The sequence below is a fragment of the Haloparvum alkalitolerans genome, from assembly GCF_055381565.1.
Genome location: NZ_AP043938.1, coordinates 581270 through 601504, shown reverse-complemented (window position 1 = coordinate 601504; position 20235 = coordinate 581270). Strand labels below are relative to the sequence as shown.

Sequence of the window (20235 nt, the reverse complement as noted above, 5' to 3'; positions counted from 1 at the left end):
CGCGGACTGAGGCGGCTATCCGTCGCCGGGCCCGCGACCGACGCGGTCCCGGATCGCCCCGGTGACTCGGGCCGCGGTCCGGGCGTCGACGTGGCGCTCCGCGAACGCGGCTCGGGCGCTCTCGGCGGCCTCGCGGTCGACGGAGAAGTCGGGACGCGGGAGGCCGTCTCTGACCGCGGCCTCGTCGTAGCCGACGTTCCACAGCACCAGCGGTTCGGGCGGCGCGGCGCCGAACGCCCGTCGCCCCGTCAGCGGTTCGGGGTCGAGCGCTCGGTCCACGTCCGCGAGGTCGGCGTCCCCCGTCCCGACCGCACGGACCAGCGTGACCGCGCGCCGGACGAACGCCCGCGGAAAGCCGTCGGCGGCGAAGGAGCACACCAGCGCGTCCCCCTCTCGGGTCGCACTCGCGGAGAGGTCGCGGACCGTCCCCTCGTCGTCGGGCGTGAAGTTCGCGAAGTCGTGACGGCCCGAGAGTCGGTCGAGCGCGGCGCGGACGCGCGCGTCGTTTATCCGTCCGGTCTGGAGCCCGGGATCGGGGTCGCGGGGCGCGTGGAGGTAATACCGATACGTCCGCCGTGCAGCGTGGTGTTGCGCGTGGAATCCGTCGGGAACCTCGGCGCTCGCCCACGCACGGACGGTGCCGGGGAGCTGGCCGTTGAACGCGCGCGGCGTGAGCCAGTCGGGGGCGTCGAACGCGACCGTCTGGCCGACCGCGGAGACCCCGGCGTCGGTCCGACCCGCGGCCGCGTACCCCGGCGGCCGGTGGTCGTCCGCGCCGAGGACCCCGTGGTCGCGGAGCGCGTCGAACAGCGCGCCCTCGACCGTCGGGACCCGAGGCTGGCGCTGGAAGCCCGAGAAGGGGCGGCCGTCGTAGGCGATGCGGAACGCGCGCACGGACCGACGCAGGCGACGGGCGGGCTAAAAGGACGCGGCTCCGCGGCGAGGGGGACCTACGAGTCGTCGGCGGCGCGGTCGTTCATCGGCACCGTCGTCACCGGCACGGGCGCGTGTCTGACCACGCGCTCGGCCACGGAACCGAGCAGGAAGTGCTGGACGCCCGTGCGCGTGTGGCTCGGCATGACGACGAGGTCGATCCCCTGCTCCTCGATCACCTCGGTGATTACCTCCTCGGGACGGCCGCGGACCACGTGCGTCCGCGTCTCTACCTCTCGGTCCTCCAGTTCCGCCTCGACCTCGTGGGCGCGGTCGCGGGCGGCGCTCTCGACGCGGTCGGCGAGGGACCCGACCTCCGGGCCGGTGAGCGTCTCGACCACGGTGTCGGCGACCGACAGCACGTGGACGGTCGCGCCGTCGCGCTCCCCCACGTGGGCGGCGTGCGGGATCGCTCGGCTCGCGTCGCTGTCAGGGGCGACCGGCAGCAGCACGTCGTCGTACATGAACGAGGCGTTGCGCGCGGAGGGGAAAAACCGTGGCGGCCGCGGTCGGAAGCGGGCGGGGTCGGTAGCGGGTGCGGTCGGTAGCGGGCGCGGTCGGAAGCGGCCGCGGTTGAAGACCGGACGTCGACCGCGAGCGACCGGCGCTACTCGTAGTCCTCGTACGTGGGTCGCCCCTCCTCCGGGGGGAACTCGTCGACCGGGACCGTCGTCTGGTCGCCGGAGCCCATGTCCTTTATCGTCACCTCGTCGTTGGCGAGGTCCTGCTCGCCGACGATGACGACGGTCTCGGCGTTGATGGAGTCGGCGTAGCCCATCTGGGCGCCGAAGCTCCGGTCGGCGACGTCCGTCTCCACGACGTGCCCGAGGTCGCGCAGGTCGCGCGCGATGGCGGCGGCCTCGCTCCGCGTGTCGCCCACGGTGAGCACGAAGTAGTCGGTCGTCAGCTCCTCGTCGGGCCAGACGCCGGCGCGCTGGCACAGCAGCGCGAGCGTCTCGTGGCCCGGCGCGACGCCGACCGCGGGCGTCGGCTGGCCGCCGAAGCTCTCGATCAGGTCGTCGTAGCGCCCGCCGCCGAACACCGACCGACTCACCTCGCCGGTCGAGTCGAAGCACTCGAAGACGACGCCGGTGTAGTAGTCGAGCCCGCGGGCGGTCGTCAGCGACAGCTTACAGAACTCGGCGGCACCGAAGTCGTCCGCGGCCGCGAGCACGTTTCGCAGGTTCTCGACGGCGGCCGTCACGTCGTCGCCGCCCGCCTCGGCGACCGCGTCGAGGTCGTCGACCGTCTCCACCCCGGCGATCAGGTCGTCGAACTCCCGGGCCGTCTCGCGGTCGAGGCCGGCGTCCGACAGCAGGCCGAGGTACTCCGCGTCCCCGACCTTCGCGCGCTTGTCGACCGCGCGGATCGCGGCCCCGGTGTCGACCGCCTCGGGGTCGTCCGCGAGCGCGCGGACGAGGCCGCCGAGGATGTCGCGGTGGGAGACGCGGAACTCGAAGTCGTCGCCGGTCAGCCCGAGTTCGGTGAGCGCGTCGGCCGCGAACGCCAGCACCTCGGCGTCGGCCTCCGGCTCCGCGGAGCCGAACACGTCGACGTTGGTCTGGTAGAACTCCCGGAACCGGCCCTGCTGGACCTGCTCGTAGCGCCAGAACGGGCGCGTGGAGACCCACTTGATCGGCTTCGACAGCTCCTGGCCCTTCCCGACGACCATGCGCGCGACGGTCGGCGTGAGCTCCGGCGTCATCGCCACGTCGCGGCCGCCCTTGTCCTCGAAGTGGTAGAGCTCCTCGACGATCTCCTCGCCGGACTTGTCGACGTACATCTCGGTCCGCTCCAGCGCGGGCGTGGCGATCTCGCGGAAGCCGTACCGGGCCGCGACCGCCTCCAGCGTGGCGGCGACCTCGGCGCGGGCGGACTGCTCCTCGGGGTAGAACTCCCTGAACCCCTTGAGTCCCTCGTACATGCCTCCCGGTTCGGCGACCGGGCGCTTGAAAGCATCCTTTCCGGGGCGAGACGCGAAGGAGCGTGGAGGCTCCATGCGGAAATTCTGCTGATCGGACAGCAACACCCAGAAAGCCCCAACCGGCTCTCTGTACGACTAATCTTGTTCTGTTGCAGATCTTGCTGCTTGGAACCGCAACACCCAGAAAGCCCCAGCCGGCTCGACCCGCCGGGCCTCGCTGCGCGCTCGCGTCTCTCCGCAACACCCGACGCGAGTGCTTGCGTCGTCCGGGCGGGACCGAGCCGACTGCCCCTTTCAGTCCCACCCCGAACAGCACCGCAACCGCTCCTCACCGCAGCCTCACACCTCCCCAGCCTCGCCGCAGCCGCGGTCGCGTGACCGCAACGCAACGCGACCGCGGCTGCGGGCTCCCTCGCGCGCGTTCCTCGCGCGCGCCGACCGCACAGCACCGCCACAGTTTCCGGCACCAAGACGATAGGCGGTGTCCCAGTACCCCGATCAGATCCCGTAGACGCGCGTCGTCCAGAAGTCTCGGAAGGCGTCGTTCAGGGCGGCCTCCGGGTCGCCGGTCGCGTCGGCCACGTCCGTCGCGTCCGCCAGATCGCGCACCTCGCTCAGCACGCTCCGCTCGCCGACGAGCACCACCCGGTCCACGTCCGCGCGGACCTCCGCGAGCACCTCGCGGGCCTCCTCGATGTGGTCGTGGATCTGCCCCTCGCGCCGGCGCGCGAACCGGCCCTGCGAGAAGCCGCCCTTCGAGTGGCCCTCCATCACGTCCGTGTGAAACCCCTCGACGTCGACGCGCTCGCCGGCCTCGTAGGTGCCGACCGCGAAGGTGTCCGCGCGGATCAGGCCGAAGCCGAGTCGGCCGGTCGGGCGGAACCACGCCTCCTCCAGCCGGAAGGCCTCGTCCCACTCACAGAAGGCCTCGTCGGGGGAAAGCGGCGGCCGGAGCGCGGCGCTCACGAGGCCGGCGTCGTCCGCGACCACGACCGCGGGCGCGGCCCGGCGCGCGAGCGGCGCGCGGTCGCCGAGCATCTCGGAGACCGCCTCCGGCAGCGCGTTCTCGTCGGGAACGAACGCCGTCAGCGCGCCCTCGGGCCCCGTCTCCACGCCGCGGAGCCGAGAGAGGATCTCCGCGGCGCGCTCGCCGCTCGCGTCGGTCACGCAGCGGAACTCGAGGTCGACCGCCTCGGCCCCGCCGCGCTCGACGCGGTCCTCCAGCTCCTCGATCCGGTCCTCCAGCCGGTTGACGCGCTCCTCCGCGCGCTGGCGGTCCGCGACCGCCTCGCTGCGGCGCTCCTCCTCGGCCTCGGCGCGCCGCTCCAGGTGGCGCTTCTCCTCCTCCAACTCCTCGATGCGCTCCTTCAGCGAGGCGCGGCCGAGCAGCCTGTCGAGCATACCGCCCCTCGGGCGGCGCTCGCGCTTAAAAGGTAGGCGTCGGCGGGACGGCGGCGGTGCGCGAGCGCCCGCGTCGGCGACGCGCGGCGCCGCGCGTCACCCGACGAGTTCCAGCGTCTCGTCGGACAGGTCGACGCCGACCTCGTTGCGGGTCTGGTTCTCGATCTGGTCGATGTTCCGGGTGAGCACCTCGAGGATGTCCTCGACCTCGGGGTAGACGAGCATGTTCTCCTCCTCGTCCTCCATCACGAGCTGGGTGTCCGACAGCTGGATCTGTTTGCCCTCGATGGAGGCGACGATGGCGGGCAGCGCCTCCGCGCCGCCGGTGTCGCCCTCCTTCACGTAGGTGATGTACAGCGAGTCGATCCCGATGAGATCCTTGTACTCGCGGATCCGCTCCGCGCACTTGACCATGTCCCGGGTGACCGCGGTCTTGTGGTCGTTGCCGTGCGAACCGTCGTAGCAGTGCTTGCACACCCGCAGTTCCATCCGCATTGGCGACTCGTCGGGGACGCGCGGGGAAATACCTTTAGACGGCGGCGCGAGGCGCGGCACCTACCGTCCGACGGCCGCGTCCCGGCCCGGAGCGGCCGGCCACCGGCGCGTGTCGGCCGGCACGCGGCGATGGATTTTTGTCCCTCCGCTCCGAATTCTTACGTAGATCAATAACCTGGAAATAAATCGCCGGGCTCTTGGTCGCGGAGCCGATATCGGGGTATCACCGCTCGTGAGCCCGGGATCACGGGGCCGGTCGGCGCGTCCGATTCTCGTGGCCGGACCTGACGGCGGCGGAGCCACTCATGACACAGGACCGATCTCCGCGTACCGACGATGCGGCGAGCGACGATGCGGCGACCGCCGAACCGGACTCCGTTCCCGACGCCTTCACCGACCTCTCCGTCCTCCGCGAGCGTGACGTCCCGTTTCACGTGGAGACCGAGACCGCCGATCGCGGAGCGGTCGCGGAGCTCGCGACGCACGACGACATGGCCGTCGTCGGCATCCAGGACGAGGACGGTCGCGCTCTGCTTCGGAAAGCGACCGCGGACTGCGCGTGGAAACTCCCGGTCGAGACGGTGGCGGCGAACGACGACTACGCCGCGGCAGCACGGCGCGCGCTCGCGGCGACCGGCGTCGCCGGGACTCTCGACGCGGTCGAGGGAGTGTGGGGGATCGACCTCGTCACGCCGGACGGGGAGGCGACCGCGTCGCGACGGTTCGTGGTATTCCGAGCCGAGCCCGAGCCGACGGCGGCGGAGCCGCTCCGGATCGCGTCCGGGGAGGCGACGGTGTTCGACGCCGACTGGTTCGCGGCGCTGCCGGCGGCGGCGTCCGCGCTCCCGGGGACGGACCTGTTCATCGACTGATCGAGGGGCGGATCGGTAGCCTCGGAGGATCATCTCCGGTGGACGGCCACGGCCCGCGGCACCGCTGTCGGCGCGGAGAAAAATCGGAAGAACGGGACCGTTACTCCTCGACGGCGACGGCGTTGACCTGTCCGGTCTGACCGGGACGCGAGGTGACGCGGGCGCGGCCCTCGGTGGTCTCGATGATGGCGCCCTTCGTGATGATGTTCCGGCGGGCGTAGTTGACGTTCGCGGGGTTGTCGACGACGTCCTCGATCTCCGCGGAGACCGTCTCGCCGTCGACGGTGACCTGCGCGAGGTTGGTCGAGAGCGCGCTGACCTTGCTGCCGGTGCCGCGGGAGTCGATGTACTGGAGGCGCGGCTCGCCGAGCGTCGTCTCGGTCGCCTCGCGGCCGAGCTGGTGGCGCTTCTTGTCGCTGGAGTGCTTCAGTCGGCCGCCGGTTCGCTTCCGCTTGGAGCGTCCCTGGTCCTTCATACGTACAGCGAACGGCGAGCGAATACTTGAACCGTTCGACTCGGGGCTGTGGCCCCCTATCCCGCACCGCCGGCGGTTCCGGCCGGCCGCTTCGATACGTTTACCGGCGTCCGCGCCGGTCGTGCGGACATGAGTCTGGAGGCCGCCGTCGCCGTCCCGTTCCGCCAGTCCGGCAAGGACCGGCTCGGCGAGGGGGAGTTCGTGGTCGCGCTCTCGCTGGACCGCGACTGGTTCTCCCCCGATCAGGCCAAGCGCCTCGTCGACGTGGCGCAGGGCCGCGGGCTGGTCGCGGTCGAGGACGGCGACCTCGTCCCGCAGTTCGACCCCGGCGAGGCGTCGGTCCCCGAGAACTTCGTCCCCGACGAGTCGATCCTCCGCGAGCAGTCGACGTTCGAGCGCGCGCTCGACGCCGTCGTCGCCGCCGGCATCGACAAGCAGGAAGCGGTCGCGGCGATCAACGAGCGCCAGCGCACGCTGGCGATCACCCTCGAGGCCGCCGCGGTCGTGTACGCCCGCGAGCACGACGTCGACGTGGGGGCGTTGGCCGGGACCGTCCGCGAGGAACTGCTCGCGGACGGCGCGGAGGCGAGCGGGGAGGTCGGCGACGAAGCGAGCGAGAGGGCCGACGGCGGAACCGGCGAGGGGGTCGACGACCGTTCCGAGGACGCCGGCGGGGAGGCCGCCTGATGGTCGACGAGCGCCTCGACGACGGCGTCCGGATCGCTCAGCTGCTCGCCTCCGAGATCGAGGGGAACGAGGGCCGGCTCCGCGACCTGACGGTCACCGACGCCGACCCCGACGTGGAGCCGACCGCGGACGGCGCGCTGGCGTACGCGGTCCGCCGGACCGAGGACGGACCGGACGACGACGCCGGACGGGATGAGCCCCCGCTCGCGGAGGTGTACGTCCAGTCGGACCGCGCGCGCGTCGAGTTCCTCGCCGCTCCCGACGCGGCTGCGGAGGCGGCTGCGGAGGAGGGCCTCCGCGTCAGGCCGAAGGCGGTCCGGCCGCCGCGCACGCTCGTCTTCGTGGAGGACGGCGCGCAGGTGAAGTGGGTCCTGCCGGTCTTCAAGCGCGTTCTCGCGGCGGACGAGTCGAACCCCGAGTAAGGGCGCCGGCCGGCCGCGGCCGCCCCGCTCCCGCGTCGGCGCGTCGCGCCGGAGTTTTGTCCCTCGACCGCGGAGGAGGCGCATGGACACGCTTCCGAGCGCGGGCGTGGGCGCCGCGATCACCGTCCCCCTCGTGTTCGTCCCCTTCTCGCCGGCGGTCGGCGGCACGGTCGCGGCGTACCTCCACGACGGCGACCGCGCGGGCTGGCAGGTCGGCGCGCTCTCCGGCGCGCTCGCGTCGGTCCCCGGGATCACCATCCCCGCCGCCGTCATCGGCATCGACTGGCCCATCTCGCTCCCGGTGCTGGCGGCGGTCGCGGTCGTCTACTTCGCCGTCTGCGGCTACTTCGGCGGCATCGTCGGCGAGGGGCTCCGCGACGTGGACTGATCGGGCGGGCGAGGGCCGCGGTCTCGGCCGGCGCAGTTACAGAAGGCCCGCAGTTACAGAAGGCCCGCAGTTACAGAAGGCCCGCAGTTACAGAAGGCCCGCAGTTACAGAAGGCCCGCAGTTACAGAAGGCCCGCAGTTACAGAAGGACCGCAGTTACAGAAGGCCCCCATCCACGGAAATCCTGTAGCGACAGAAAAATCCCCGCCAGCGACGCGGCCGGTCAGTACCCCTGCGCGTTGCCGTCCTTGCGGGGTTCGGTCGCGCCGGAGAGCACGCCGTCCTCGTTGCGGGTGATCTGCGCGCCGCCGAACAGCCCGGGCGAGAGCACCTGCACGTCGTGGCCCTTCCGGACGAGTTTGGCGGCCACGTCGTCGTCGAACTGCGGTTCGAGCGCGAGTTCGCCGCTCTCGCGGTAGCGCCACCGCGGCTCGTCGAGCGCGCGCTGGAGGGGCATCCCGTAGTCCACGATGTTGCTGATCACCTGCACGTGCCCCTGCGGCTGCATGTAGCCGCCCATCACGCCGAAGGCGGCCCAGTCGTCCTCGTCGAACTCCACGAGCCCCGGGATCAGGGTGTGGAACGGGCGCTTGCCCGGCTCGATGCGGTTGGGGTGGTCCGCGTCCAGCGAGAACGAGGAGCCGCGGTTCTGGAGCGCGATGCCGGTGTCGCCCGCGACCACTCCGGAGCCGAAGCCGGCGAACCGGGAGTTGATGAACGAGACGACGTTGCCCTCGTCGTCCGCCACGGTGAGCAGGACCGTGTCCGCGTCCTCCGCGTCGCCCGCGTTCGGGACGCCGAAGCTCACGTCGTGGTTCGCCTCCGGACCGACCTCCGCGGCGCGCTTCTCGGCCCACGCCTCGGACGCGAGCGGCGGGTGGTCCTCGTAGTCGGGGTCGGTGATGTAGCGGTGGCCGTCGTGGAACGCGACCTTCAGCGCCTCCGAGAAGTAGTGGACGCGCTCCGCGGAGTCGTAGTCGTACTCGCCGGCGCCCAACTGCTCGGCGACGTTGAGCGCCTCCAGCGCGATGAGCCCCTGGTTGTTCGGCGGGAGCTCGTACACCTCGGCGCCGTTGTACGTCGTCGAGACCGGCTCCGGCCACTCGACCTCGAAGGCGGCGAGGTCGTCGACGGTCATGAAGCCGCCCTGTTCCTGCACCTCGTCGGCGATGGCCTCCGCGATCTCGCCCTCGTAGACGGCGTCCGCGCCCTCCTCGGCGATCGTCTCCATCGAGGCGCCGAGCTTCGGCAGGCGCACGGTCTGGCCCGTCTCCGGGGCCTCGCCGTCGAACAGGAACGCCTCGCGGGCGTTTGGCGTCTCGAACAGCTCCTCGCCGTGCTGCCACTGCGCCGAGACGACCTCCGAGACCGGGTACCCCTCGGTCGCGTACCGGATCGCGGGCTGGAGCAGTTCGCCGAGGTCCTTCGTCCCGAGCTCCTCCGCCGTCGCCTCCCACCCGCGGGCGGTGCCGGGGACCGTCACCGCGAGCGGGCCGGTGTCCGGCATCTCCGCGTCGGCCGGGTCGTCGGCGTCGGCGTCGGGGTCCTGCGCGACCGCCTCGCGGACGTTCTCCAGCGTGGCGTCCGCGGGGGCGCCGCCGCAGGCGCGCATCGCTCCGACTTCGCCGTCGGCCGTTTTGTACAGCGCGAACACGTCGCCGCCAAGCCCCGTCGAGGTGGGCTCGACGACGTTGAGCGCGGCCGCGGTCGCCACCGCGGCGTCGAAGGCGTTACCGCCGTCGCGCAGCGTCTCGATGCCCGCCTGCGAGGCGAGCGGCTGACTCGTCGAGACGACGCCGCGCTGGCCGTAGACGGTCGACCGGCGCGAGTTGAACCGGTCCAGGTCTGGATCCATGGCTCCCGGTTCGGACAGCGTCGTCAAAAGAGGCGGGTAACGGGACTGACTTGCCCCTTGCCGGCCCGCTGACTACTCCGCGGCGCCGGCGCCGAGCGCCGGAAGGTCCACGCCGATCTCCGAGAGCAGGGCGCCGAGTGCGGCGTATCCGAGCGCCGCGATGGCCCCGACCATGAACAGCTGACCGACGACGAACACGGCGATCGAGATCGGGTCGCCGTTCGTCAGCACCTGCTCGACGAAGACGCCGCCGAGACGCCCCACGTCGCCGACCACGCGAACCACGAAGTCCAGAAGCGCGTTCATGCACCGCCGTTCGGGGGGCGGGTACTTGTGTGTTGATACCTGCCGGGACCGGCGCGTCCCCCTCGGGAGCCGCGACCCGTGCGCCCGGCGCGGTCGGTTCGAGTCGAAACTCCGGGAACCGAACGGCTTACCCGGAACGCACCCGAACCGCGGACAATGAATACCCTGCAGTGGATCCTGCTCGGGATCCTCGCGTACACCGCGGCCGCGATGTGGCTGCGCAACCGGGGGTACCTCCCGGACGCGGTCCGCGTCTCCGGCCCGCTGACGACGATCCACACGAAGCGGGGGCGTGCGCTGCTCGACCGCCTCGCGGGCCCGAAGCGACTGTGGCGCGCGGTCGCCAACGTCGGCGTCGGCGCCGCGCTGGTGATCATGGCGGGGATGTTCGTGCTCCTCGTCGCCAACGCGGTCTCGATCGTGGCGAACCCGCCGGCCCCGACCGGGATCAACACGCCGCAGAACGTGCTGATCATCCCCGGCGTCAACGAGTTCCTCCCGCTGACGGTGGCGGCCGAGATCGTGGTCGGCCTGCTGGTCGCGCTGGTGGTCCACGAGGGCGCCCACGGCCTGCTCTGCCGCGTCGAGGGGATCGAGATCGACTCGATGGGCGTCGCGCTGCTCACGCTGATCCCCATCGGCGCCTTCGTCGAACCGGACGAGGAGTCCACGAAGGAGGTCGACCGCGGCGGCCGCACCCGGATGTTCGCCGCCGGCGTCACCGCCAACTTCGTCGTCGTCGCGCTGGCGTTCGCGCTGCTTTTCGGCCCGGTCGCGGGCGCCATCTCCGTCGCGCCTGGCGCCGCGGTCGGCGGAACCTACCCCGGCTCGCCGGCCGCCGACGCCGGCATCGGCGCCGGGGACCGCATCGTCGCGCTGGAGGGAGAGCCGGTCGCGAACGCCTCCGACCTCTCCGAGCGGCTCGAGACGACCGACGCGGAGACCGTCGCCGTCGAACTCTCCGACGGCACGACGACGGAGGTCGAGCGCGAACTGCTCGTGACCAGCGTCGCGGAGACATCGCCGTTCGCCGCGCCGTCGAACGGGTCCGGCGGAGGAGCCGGCGACGGCGCGTCCGCGGCCGGCGTCAGCGTCAACGACACCGTGGTGGCGGTCGACGGCACCGCGGTCCGCACGGAGGGCGGCCTGCGTGAGGCCATCGCCGCCGCCGACGATCCCGTGGTGACGCTTGAGACGGCCGACGGGGAGACGGTCACCGCGCCGGCCGGCGCGCTCGTCGCGGTCGCGGAAGAGGGGCCGTTCCAGGCGGCGGGCGCGCCCGCCGGCGACCATCTCGTCGTCACGTCGGTCGACGGCGAGCGCGTCGTCGACAACGACGACCTGACCGCCGCGCTCGACGCGCGCGAACCGGGCGAGGAGGTCACCGTACAGGCGTACCGGACGGCGGGCGACGGCGAGGGCGGCTACGAGTGGACGAACTACGCCGTGGAGCTCGGCACGCACGAGGAGGACGGCGGCGCGTTCCTCGGCATCTTCGCCACGCCGGGCGTCTCGGGCGTGAGCGTGGACAGCCTCGGGATGACGGGCTACCCCGCGGACTACTACCTCTCCCTGCTGAGCGGCGAGGCCGGGGGCGGCCTGCTGGGCACGCTGCTGCTCGTCACGGTCCTCCCGTTCCTCGCGGTCGTCGACCCGAGCATCCAGTACAACTTCGCGGGGTTCGTCGGGAGCAACTCCGCCTTCTACGAGGTGACCGGTCCGCTGTCGGCGCTGGGCGACGGCGGGGTGTTCCTCGCCGCGAACCTGCTGTTCTGGACCGGCTGGATCAACCTCCAGCTCGCCATCTTCAACTGCGTCCCGGCGTTCCCGCTGGACGGCGGGCGGATCCTCCGCACCGCGACCGAGGCGGTCGTCTCCCGTCTCCCGGTCGAGGCACGTCCCGCGCTGACGCGGTCGATCACGGTCAGCGTCGGACTGACGATGCTGGTCGCGCTGCTGGTGATGCTGTTCGGCCCGCAGGTGCTGTCGTAGCCGGCTCGCGGGTGCTACCGGAGGCCAGTCCGACGCGGTCGGCGGGGTTTTTGCCGTCGGGCCCGGAACCGCCACGCATGAGCCACGACAGACACGAGACCGGGTTCAAGGACCGGACCCGAGTCGCGGACGCCCGCGAGACGCTGCTGGGCGCGGCGACGCCCCACGGGCGCGTCGAGACGGTCCCGCTCGCGGACGCCGACCGGCACGTCGTCGCGGAGCCGGTCGAGGCCCCGGCGCCGGTGCCGGGCTACGACCGCGCCGCGATGGACGGCTACGCCGTTCGCGCACGGGACACCTTCGGGGCGTCCGGGCGCTCGCCGGAGGTGCTCCGCCGAACGGGCGGCGCGGGCTCCGAGGCTCCCGGAGGCGACGACGCCGCGGTCGGTCCGGGCGAAGCCGCCCGCGTCCACACCGGAAGCGCGCTCCCGGAGGGCGCCGACGCCGTCGTGATGATCGAGGAAGTAGAGGAGGTCGGCGGCGACGTGGAGACGTTCGACGCGGTCGCCGAGGGGGAGAACGTCGGGCCGGCCGGCGAGGACGTGGCCGAGGGCCAGCGTCTCTACGAACCCGGCCACCGGCTCCGGCCCTCGGACCTGGGCCTGCTGAAGTCGGTCGGGCTGACCGAGGTCCCGGTCTACGAGGCCCCCGAGGTCGCCGTGATCCCCACCGGCGAGGAGCTGGTCCAGTCCGACCCCGGTCCGGGCGAGGTGATCGAGACGAACGGACTCACCGTCGCCCGGATGGCCGAGCGGTGGGGGGCCGAGACGCGCTACCGGGACGTGGTCACCGACGACGAGGACGCCCTGCGCGCGGCGGTCGAGCGCGACCTCGACGCCGACGTGGTCGTGACGACCGGCGGCTCCTCCGTCGGCGAGCGCGACCTGATCCCCGAGGTGCTCGACGCGGTCGGCGAGGTGCTCGTCCACGGCGTCGCGCTCAAGCCCGGCCACCCGGTGTGTCTCGGGGTCGCGGACGGGACGCCGGTCGTCTGTCTCCCCGGCTACCCCGTCGCCTGCATCGTCAACGCGGTCCAGTTCCTGCGGCCGGTCGTGGCGGCGGTCGCGGGGACCGAGGCGCCGCCGCACCCGACCAGGCGCGCGACGCTCGACAGGAAGATCGCCAGCGAGCCCGGGACGCGGACGTTCGCGCGAGTGCGGCTGAGCGAGGACGGGGACGCGACGACCGCGGCGCCGACCCGCGCCAGCGGCTCCGGCGTCCTCTCGAGCGTCGCGCTCGCGGACGGCTGGGTCGTCGTCCCGGAGGGGCGCGAGGGGATCGACGCCGGCGAAGCGGTCGACGTACAGATCTGGGAGGCGACCGAATGAGCGAGCGCAAGGAGTTCCGCGACCTCGCGGAGCCGGCGGCGGCCCGCGAGGTCATCGACTCGCTGGACCTCGCTCCCGAGCCGGAGTCGGTCCCGCTCGCGGACGCCCGCGGCCGCGTCCTCGCGGAGCGGATCGACGCCGACCTCGACGTGCCGGGCTTCGACCGCGCGTCGATGGACGGCTACGCGGTGCGGGCCCGCGACACGTTCGGCGCCGACGAGGCGGACCCGGTCGAACTCGACCTGATCGGCGCGGTCCACGCTGGGGCGGAGCCGGACGTGACCGTCGACCCCGGCACCTGCGCCGAGATATCCACGGGCGCGGTGATGCCGCCGGGCGCCGACGCCGTGGTGATGGTCGAGCGGACCGACGAGGTGAGGGAGGCGGCGAGCGGCGACGGCGCGGACGGCGGCGACGGAGAAGCGGACGGAGACGACGGGACGGCAGACAGGATCGCCTTCCGCACCTCGGTCGCGCCCGGCGACCACGTGATGGTCGCGGGCGCGGACGTGGCGGCCGGCGCCCGCGCGCTCGGCCCCGGCACGCGACTCACGCCGCGGGAGATCGGCCTGCTGTCCGCCCTCGGGCGCGAGGCGGTGCCGGTCCGCGGGAAGCCGACGGTCGGCATCGTCTCGACCGGCGACGAGTTGGTCCGGCTGGGCGAGGAACTCGACTCCGCGCGCGGACAGATCTACGACGTGAACTCGACGACGATCGCCGCGGGCGTCGAGGAGGCCGGCGGCGAGGCGAAGCTCTACCCGCACGCCGGCGACGACTACGCGGAGATGGAGCGCCTGCTGACGCAGGCGGCCGACGAGTGCGACCTCGTGTTGTCGTCGGGGTCGACCTCCGCGAGCGCGGTCGACGTGATCTACCGCGTCATCGAGGAGCGGGGCGACCTGCTGCTCCACGGGGTCGCGGTCAAGCCCGGCAAGCCGATGCTGATCGGGCGCCTCGACCGGTCGCCCGAGGCGGAGCGGGCGGGCGAGTCGGCGTACGTCGGCCTCCCCGGCTACCCCGTCTCCGCGCTCACCATCTTCCGGACGTTCGTCGCGCCGGCAGTCCGGGAGGCGGCGGGGCAGCCGGAGCCGGCGACCGCGACCGTGACCGCCCGGATGGCGGCGGGCGAGCGCTACGGCGAGGGGCGACTCAGGCTGATGCCCGTCGGCCTGCTGGAGCGGCCGGACGCCGCCCCGCTCGCGTACCCGGTCGACAAGGGGTCCGGCGCGACGACGAGCCTCGTGGAGGCGGACGGCGTCGTCGCCGTGGACCCGGACACCGACTACCTCGACGAGGGCGAGGCGGTCGAGGTGCAGCTGTTCTCGCCCGACGTGCGCCCGCCGACCCTGCTCGGCGTCGGCGAGGACGACCCCGCGCTCAACCGCCTGCTGGACGAGGTGGACCGCCCGCGGTACCTCCCGGTCGGCTCCCGCGAGGGGCTCCGCAGGCTCCGCGACGGGCTGCCGGACGCCGCGGTCACCGCCGGGCCGGTCGAGCGCGAGGTGGACGCCGTCGACCTCGGCGGCTGGACGCGAGAGTGGGGACTCGTCGTCCCCGCCGGCAACCCCGACGACGTGACCGGACTCGCGGACCTGGTCGACCGCGACCTCCGGTTCGTCAACCGGACGACCGACTCGGGACTCAGAACCAGTCTCGCGAACGAACTCGCCGCGCTCGCGGAGGAGCGCGGCGTCGAGCGCCGCGAGGTGACCGAGGCGGTCGACGGCTTCGGCTTCGCGGTCCGTGCCTACGAGAGCCCCGCCAGAAAGGTGGCAGCGGGCGACGCGGACGCCGGCGTCGGCCTCCGGGCGACCGCGGAGCGGCTCGGGCTCGGCTTCGTCCCGCTCGGCGAACAGGACGTGCGGGTCCACGCCAACCCCGACCGCGTCGGCGAACCCGGCCTCGACGCCCTCCGGGACGCGGTCGAGAACTCGGACGCGGTTCTCGACGACCTTCCCGGCTTCGGGCGCTGACCGGCGGCGCCGTCCGGCCCTCCTCTCAGTCCTCCCGGAACAGCCGGAACGACCCCTGCCCGACGACCACCTCGCGCGTCTCGCCGTTCGCGGTGCTGGTGACGCGCATGTCGCTGACGCCGATGGAGCCGCCAGCGCGGACCACCTCGGCCTCCGCCCGGAGGTCGCCGGTCGCCGGTCTGAGGTAGTTCACGTTGAGGTTCACCGTCGCGACGCCGCCGTCGAGGGGGTCCGGGAACGCCGTCCGCTGGACCAGCCCGCCGGCGGTGTCGACGAGCGTCGCTGCCACGCCGCCGTGGATCGTCTCCCCGTCGCTGTTCGTGAGTTTGTCGTCGTAGGGGATGGTGAGAACGATCCGGCCGCGCTCGACCGACTCGACGCCCGTGTTCAGCCACGAGAGGTAGCCGTGCTCGGCCTCGATGCGCTCCTCCATGAACGCCGCCGCGCCGTCCGGCAACGGCGGCAGGTCCGTGGGCTCCTGACTCATGTCCCTGACCTCTGTGTCGGCCGGCTTGTAACTCCGGGAATCGCGTCGAACGGGCGGGGAGTTTCCGGCCGCAACGTTCGTGGCCGCCCCGCACGTACCGCCCCGCGTGTCCGACGCGTGGCCCGACCTGCCGACCCGCGACGACGGTCCGGAGTACGCGGTGGACTTCCGGGAACGCCCGGAGTGCTACCGCGTCGGCCGCGGCGAGGAGGGCGCGTTCAAGGTCGAGCCGTACAAGTCCGAACTCCTGCCGCTGTGGGGGTACGCGGACCGCGAGACGGCCGCCGAGGCGGCGACCGCCATCGAGGAGCAGTTCCGCGACTACCGCGAGCGCGGGGACTTCGTGGGCATGGACATGGCGCGCAAGTACCTTCGGATGGGGTACACGCGGGCGATGCGCTACGCGACGTATCCGAGCGGGCGGAAGTACGACGAGGACGGGACGGAGCGCGAGCCGCAGCGGTGGGCGGATTCCGACAAGCGCGAGGCGGCGCTGGTGTTCGAAACGCACCTCGACCGCGTGCGCGAGGACGACTACTACCGCGCGGCGAAGCGCCGGCACCGGGAGCGCTGGGGCTGACCCTTTTGAGTCATGCCGCGCCACCCGCCCCGTGACCTGACGACGCGCTCCGCGGCGAACTCGGCGGGCGTCCGGCGCACCGCCGCGGAGTCACGACGACCGCGGGACCTGACCTGCGGACCGTCCGAGCGCCGGCCGTTCGCCATTTCTGTCGCCGATAGCGGCGGTTCCGTCACCCCTCGCGCGGTCGACGCGCCCTCGCTCTACCGTCCCACCCCGAACCGCACCGGGTCGTCCGTCGGCGCGATCCGGACGCGGACCTCGTCGCCCACCGCCAGCGGCGCCTCCGGAAGCACCAGCTTGGCCCCGAGCCGCTCCCGCGACGCGAACAGCGACAGCCCCGCCGCCGGCTCGCCGTTCGCGCGTATCGCCACCCGGTTCCACCGCACGTCGCGGCCGTCGGCGACGCCGACCGGCTCGCCGAGGAGCGAGAGCTCCGTGCCGTCCCCACCGCCGGCGACTCCCGCGCCGGCGACCGCTCCGAGCGCGCCGCCGCCCGCGTAGTGGCGCAACCCGCCGTCGAGCGGGACGCCCCCGTCGCTCGCCAGCGCCGCGAACCGCTCGCCCGGCGCGGGATGAGCGGGCGCGTCGAGCACCGCGTGCGTCGGTCCCGTCTCCACGACGCGACCGGTGCCGTCCCACGCGGCCGGCGCCACGTCGACGCCGAGGTCGACCGGGAGCGACCCGCTCGCGCGGAGGGGGTTCGCGTCCGCCGGCCGGAAGCCGAGATGGACGTGTCTGTCGACCCACTGGCCGAAGAAACCCGACCGAACCATCGGACCGAGGCGGTCGCCGACCGCGACTCGGTCGCCGGGCTCGACCGCCGGGTCGACGTGCAGAACCCGCGCGAGGAGACCGTCCGCGACGCCCGCCGCCGCGGCCCACTCCGGGTCGACGTCGAGCACGATCAGGTGGTCTCGCTCCGCGGCGTACGAGCGGTCCGGACAGCCGACGGTCCGCGTCTCGCGGACGACGCCCGCCACGGGCGAGAGGCCGTCGTCGCCCGCGGGGTAGAGGTCCACCGCGCTTCCGCGGTCGTGGGCGGGGTACGGCGAGTTGTACAGCGAGAAGCGCGGATAGCGCGCCAGCACCGCGCCCGGCAGCGTGACCCTCATCGCTCGGATCTCGGGGGTCGGCCGGCAAAGCGGCGTCGGTCCCCGACCGGCTTTTGTCGCTCGGCCGCCGAGGGAACGTATGCGCGTGGTGCGAGGTCGGGCCGGGACGCCGGACGACGACCGCGAGGCGACGGCCGCGATGCTGTCGGCGACCGCGGCGGACGGGATCCCCCGGGTTCGCGTCCGGGCGCCGCATCGACAGGTCGCGTTCGGGAGACGCGACGCCCGGCAGGAGGGGTTCCCGACGGCGCGAGCGGCGGCGCTGGAGCGCGGCTACGAGCCGGTCGAGCGGAGCGTCGGGGGGCGCGCGGTCGCGTACACCGGCGAGACGCTCGCGTTCGCGGTCGCGGTCCCGCTCGCGGAGATGCGGGAAGGACTCGACGAGCGCTACGCGACGGCCACCGAGACGCTCCTGGAGACGCTCCGCGACCTCGGCGCGGACGTGGCGCGCGGCGAGCCGGCGGCGTCCTTCTGTCCCGGCGACCACTCCGTCCGGGTCGCGGACGGCGGCAAGGTCGCCGGACTGGCACAGCGCGTCCAGAAGGACGCCGCGCTCGTGTCGGGCTGCCTGGTCGTCGTCGCGAGCGACGAACCGGCCGTCGCGGAGGTGCTGACGCCGGTGTACGACGCCCTCGGCGTCACCTTCGATCCGGAGAGCGTCGGGAGCCTCGCCGCGGCGGGCGGGCCGTCCGACCCCGACCGCGTCGCGCGGGCGCTGGAGACGGCGTTCGCGGCGGGGCCGTGGGGCGGCGGGACGCCGGCGGTGGTCACTGGGGTCGACGCCCTCACGGAGAAATAAGGAACGGCTGCGCGGGGTTCGGACCCCCACTCCGTCGGGGACGGAAAACGACTTGGCGGCGACTGGGACAGAAACAGCCCGGTCGCGACCGGGACAGACGGCCGACCCGTGCGGACGGCTCTCGTGCGGCCGCGGATCCGACGTACTTTTACTCGGTCGGGCTGTCGTTTCCCGCATGGCAGAATTCCAGGTCGTCGTCGCCGACCCCGACACCGGCGCGACGTTCCAGCGCGAGGTCGACGGACAGGACGCCAATCGGTTTCTCGGACTGAGCCTCGGTGACGAGGCCGACGGGGCCGCGGTCGGCCTCGACGGCTTCACGGTCGAGATCACCGGCGGTTCGGACGAAACCGGGCGGCCGATGCGCGCGGACGTCCCCGGCACGAGCCTGAAGGAGCTCCTCCTCGAGGGCGGCGTCGGCTACGAGCCGTCCCGCGAGGGCGAGCGCAAGCGCGTCACGGTCCGCGGCGCCGAGGTCGCCGAGGACGTGGCCCAGATCAACGTGAAGGTCGTCGAGGGCGAGGGCGACGTGGCCGCCGCGCTCGGCGAGGGCGACGACGGCGACGAGGAGTAGCCGACCCACCTTTTCGATGGCGCGCGTCACCTCCGACGACGAGAGCGTCGCGTCCGTCCGCGTGACGGTCGCCCGCAGCGGCGGTACCCGGAAGCCCTGCGTGCGTCTCCCGAACGACGACGAACTCGACCGCCGCGTCGAGTCCGGCTTCGCGGACGCGCTGGGGCTCGCGGACGGCGACCTCGTCCGGCTGATCGTCGAGCGCGAGACCTACCACGCGCGGATCGTCTCGGACGCGAGCGGTCGCCTGATCCGCGGCGCCTACGACAACCGGCGGCTCGCGCGGACCCCCGGCGAGGGCGAGAACCGCCTCGTCGCGTGGCTGCGCGAGCACGACCGCGAGGAGGACGACTCCCTGTTGCTCGACGTCGTGGAGTCGGGCGACGCCTACGGGCTCCGGCTGCCGGGCGACCGGGCGGTCTACGACGTGGACGCCGGCCCGAGCGGGTCGCTGGCGGACATCGCGCGGGACCTCGACGGCTGAGTCCGCTCGACGGGCCGCGGCTCCGAACCCCTTAATCCGCCGCGGCCCTCAGGGCGCGTATGAAGCAGGTCGACGCGGATCTGTCGACGCTCGACCGGGCGATCCTCAACGCCTTTCAGGGGGGATTCCCGGTCGTCGAGCGCCCCTTCGAGCCCGCGGCGGCCGCGCTCCGGGATCGCGGCGTCGAGGTGACGGGTCCGGAGCTCTGCGAGCGCGTGCGCGAGTTGGACGAGGCGGGCGTCCTCTCTCGGTTCGGCGCGCTCGTCAACGCCGAGGAGATCGGCGGCGCCGCGTCGCTGGTGGCGATGCACGCCCCCGAGGAGCGGTACGACGAGGTCGCGGAGACGGTGAACGAGTTCCCCGCGGTCGCGCACAACTACGAGCGCGAGCACCCGCACCTCAACATGTGGTTCGTCGTCTCGGTGGCCGACCACCCCGACCCGGACAAGGACGGCGCGGACCGCGTCGCGGAGGTGCTCGCGGAGATCGAAGCCGCGACCGGACAGGAGACGTACGACCTGCCCAAGATTCAGGAGTTCCACGTCGGCGCGAAGTTCCTGCTCGACGGGCCGGTTCCGGACGGCGACGTGGACCTCTCGGAGCTCGGTCCCGCGGTCGAGCCCTCCGGGCGGGAGACGCTGACGCCGGCCGAGCGCGACCTCGTCGTGGAGATTCAGGGCGGGCTGCCGGTCACGGAGACGCCGTACGCGGACGTCGCCGAGGCGGTCGGCGCGGAGACCGACTGGGTGGTGGAGACGATCAAGCGGTTCGACGCGGAGGGGAAGGTCCGCCGCGTCGGCGTCATCCCGAACCACTACGCGCTCGGCTACACCGAGAACGGGATGACGGTCTGGGACGTCCCCGACGAGGTGCTCGACGAGGTCGGCCCGGTCGTCGCCGACCTGGAGTTCGTCACTCACTGCTACGAGCGGCCGCGCCACGACGGCGTCTGGCCGTACAACTTCTTCGCGATGACCCACGGGCGCTCCGAGGCGGAGAGCGACCGGCGGGTCCAGCAGGTGAAAGAGGTGATGGACGATTACTGGGACGTGAGCGACGAGGACTGGGACACGCTGTTCTCGACGCGGATCCTGAAGAAGACGGGGATCCGGATCGACGAGCGCGCGAGTTCGAACACGGCCTGAT

22 protein-coding genes are annotated in these 20235 nt (G+C 72.9%); 12 read left to right on the top strand and 10 right to left on the bottom strand.

From position 1 onward, the window contains the following. Positions 1-15: 15 nt before the first annotated feature. The 5 genes from truA to ACZ432_RS05385 form a co-directional block, all read right to left on the bottom strand. The gene (gene truA / locus ACZ432_RS05405; protein WP_426962848.1) at positions 16-894 is read right to left on the bottom strand and encodes a tRNA pseudouridine(38-40) synthase TruA; all 879 of its coding nucleotides are present in this window, start codon (positions 892-894) and stop codon (positions 16-18) included. 56 nt (positions 895-950) lie between these two features. Beyond that, a complete protein-coding gene (locus tag ACZ432_RS05400) occupies positions 951-1397 on the bottom strand; it encodes a universal stress protein (protein ID WP_426962849.1) in 447 nt (148 codons plus the stop codon). Positions 1398-1540: 143 nt separating this feature from the next. Further along, positions 1541-2857, bottom strand: a complete 1317-nt coding sequence (gene hisS / locus ACZ432_RS05395) for a histidine--tRNA ligase (protein ID WP_426962850.1) — start codon at positions 2855-2857, stop codon at positions 1541-1543. Positions 2858-3355: 498 nt separating this feature from the next. Then, the gene (locus ACZ432_RS05390) at positions 3356-4258 is read right to left on the bottom strand and encodes a Vms1/Ankzf1 family peptidyl-tRNA hydrolase (RefSeq protein ID WP_426962851.1); all 903 of its coding nucleotides are present in this window, start codon (positions 4256-4258) and stop codon (positions 3356-3358) included. Positions 4259-4354: 96 nt separating this feature from the next. After that, positions 4355-4753, bottom strand: a complete 399-nt coding sequence (locus ACZ432_RS05385) for a hypothetical protein (RefSeq protein WP_426962852.1) — start codon at positions 4751-4753, stop codon at positions 4355-4357. Positions 4754-5058: 305 nt separating this feature from the next. Between ACZ432_RS05385 and ACZ432_RS05380 the strand changes: the two genes are divergently transcribed. Continuing rightward, positions 5059-5625, top strand: a complete 567-nt coding sequence (locus ACZ432_RS05380) for a hypothetical protein (RefSeq protein WP_426962853.1) — start codon at positions 5059-5061, stop codon at positions 5623-5625. A 100-nt stretch (positions 5626-5725) separates the two neighbouring features. On the opposite strand, the gene ACZ432_RS05375 is transcribed toward ACZ432_RS05380, so the two are convergent. After that, positions 5726-6100: a 30S ribosomal protein S8e gene (locus ACZ432_RS05375; protein ID WP_426962854.1), complete on the bottom strand. Its 375-nt coding sequence runs from the start codon at positions 6098-6100 to the stop codon at positions 5726-5728. A 129-nt stretch (positions 6101-6229) separates the two neighbouring features. Here ACZ432_RS05375 and ACZ432_RS05370 point away from each other — a divergent pair, with 129 nt between their 5' ends. The 3 genes from ACZ432_RS05370 to ACZ432_RS05360 all read left to right on the top strand — a co-directional run bounded on the left by ACZ432_RS05370 (position 6230) and on the right by ACZ432_RS05360 (position 7597). Continuing rightward, on the top strand, positions 6230-6787 hold the full coding sequence (locus tag ACZ432_RS05370) for a DUF2240 family protein (protein WP_426962855.1): 558 nt from the start codon (positions 6230-6232) through the stop codon (positions 6785-6787). Next, entirely contained in the window at positions 6787-7209 is a 423-nt protein-coding gene (locus ACZ432_RS05365; RefSeq protein WP_426962856.1) for a hypothetical protein, read from the top strand. Before ACZ432_RS05370 ends, ACZ432_RS05365 begins: the two co-directional genes overlap by 1 nt. Positions 7210-7291: 82 nt before the next feature. Then, positions 7292-7597: a DUF5518 domain-containing protein gene (locus ACZ432_RS05360; RefSeq protein ID WP_426962857.1), complete on the top strand. Its 306-nt coding sequence runs from the start codon at positions 7292-7294 to the stop codon at positions 7595-7597. A 222-nt stretch (positions 7598-7819) separates the two neighbouring features. On the opposite strand, the gene ggt is transcribed toward ACZ432_RS05360, so the two are convergent. Together ggt and ACZ432_RS05350 are read right to left on the bottom strand one after the other, a co-directional pair. Further along, the gene (gene ggt / locus ACZ432_RS05355; RefSeq protein ID WP_426962858.1) at positions 7820-9451 is read right to left on the bottom strand and encodes a gamma-glutamyltransferase; all 1632 of its coding nucleotides are present in this window, start codon (positions 9449-9451) and stop codon (positions 7820-7822) included. A 72-nt stretch (positions 9452-9523) separates the two neighbouring features. After that, a complete protein-coding gene (locus ACZ432_RS05350; RefSeq protein ID WP_426962859.1) occupies positions 9524-9757 on the bottom strand; it encodes a hypothetical protein in 234 nt (77 codons plus the stop codon). 156 nt (positions 9758-9913) lie between these two features. On the opposite strand from ACZ432_RS05350, the gene ACZ432_RS05345 reads away from it, so the two are divergent. The 3 genes from ACZ432_RS05345 (at position 9914) to ACZ432_RS05335 (ending at position 15050) form a co-directional block, all read left to right on the top strand. After that, positions 9914-11749 carry a site-2 protease family protein gene (locus tag ACZ432_RS05345; protein ID WP_426962861.1) on the top strand — a complete coding sequence of 612 codons (1836 nt, stop codon included), beginning with the start codon at positions 9914-9916 and terminating at the stop codon, positions 11747-11749. 77 nt (positions 11750-11826) lie between these two features. Further along, on the top strand, positions 11827-13077 hold the full coding sequence (locus ACZ432_RS05340) for a molybdopterin molybdotransferase MoeA (protein WP_426962862.1): 1251 nt from the start codon (positions 11827-11829) through the stop codon (positions 13075-13077). Further along, positions 13074-15050, top strand: a complete 1977-nt coding sequence (locus tag ACZ432_RS05335; RefSeq protein ID WP_426962863.1) for a molybdopterin biosynthesis protein — start codon at positions 13074-13076, stop codon at positions 15048-15050. Before ACZ432_RS05340 ends, ACZ432_RS05335 begins: the two co-directional genes overlap by 4 nt. A 25-nt stretch (positions 15051-15075) precedes the next feature. Here ACZ432_RS05335 and ACZ432_RS05330 read toward each other — a convergent pair whose 3' ends face one another. Next, a complete protein-coding gene (locus tag ACZ432_RS05330; protein WP_426962864.1) occupies positions 15076-15537 on the bottom strand; it encodes a PaaI family thioesterase in 462 nt (153 codons plus the stop codon). A gap of 106 nt (positions 15538-15643) precedes the next feature. Here ACZ432_RS05330 and ACZ432_RS05325 point away from each other — a divergent pair, with 106 nt between their 5' ends. Next, positions 15644-16117 (top strand): DUF4385 family protein, encoded by a 474-nt coding sequence (locus tag ACZ432_RS05325; protein WP_426962865.1) that lies wholly within the window; start codon positions 15644-15646, stop codon positions 16115-16117. A gap of 203 nt (positions 16118-16320) precedes the next feature. Here the strand turns inward: ACZ432_RS05325 and ACZ432_RS05320 are convergent, their stop codons facing one another. Further along, positions 16321-17232: a DUF8155 domain-containing protein gene (locus tag ACZ432_RS05320; protein WP_426962866.1), complete on the bottom strand. Its 912-nt coding sequence runs from the start codon at positions 17230-17232 to the stop codon at positions 16321-16323. A 79-nt stretch (positions 17233-17311) separates the two neighbouring features. Here ACZ432_RS05320 and ACZ432_RS05315 point away from each other — a divergent pair, with 79 nt between their 5' ends. From ACZ432_RS05315 to ahbB, 4 genes are all read left to right on the top strand, one after another. Continuing rightward, positions 17312-18031, top strand: a complete 720-nt coding sequence (locus ACZ432_RS05315; protein WP_426962867.1) for a lipoate--protein ligase family protein — start codon at positions 17312-17314, stop codon at positions 18029-18031. A gap of 175 nt (positions 18032-18206) precedes the next feature. Then, positions 18207-18605 (top strand): 30S ribosomal protein S6e, encoded by a 399-nt coding sequence (locus tag ACZ432_RS05310; RefSeq protein ID WP_058366243.1) that lies wholly within the window; start codon positions 18207-18209, stop codon positions 18603-18605. Positions 18606-18621: 16 nt separating this feature from the next. Continuing rightward, positions 18622-19089: a DUF7112 family protein gene (locus ACZ432_RS05305; RefSeq protein ID WP_426962868.1), complete on the top strand. Its 468-nt coding sequence runs from the start codon at positions 18622-18624 to the stop codon at positions 19087-19089. A gap of 59 nt (positions 19090-19148) precedes the next feature. Then, positions 19149-20234: a siroheme decarboxylase subunit beta gene (ahbB, locus tag ACZ432_RS05300; protein ID WP_426962869.1), complete on the top strand. Its 1086-nt coding sequence runs from the start codon at positions 19149-19151 to the stop codon at positions 20232-20234. The last annotated feature ends 1 nt before the right edge of the window (position 20235 follow it).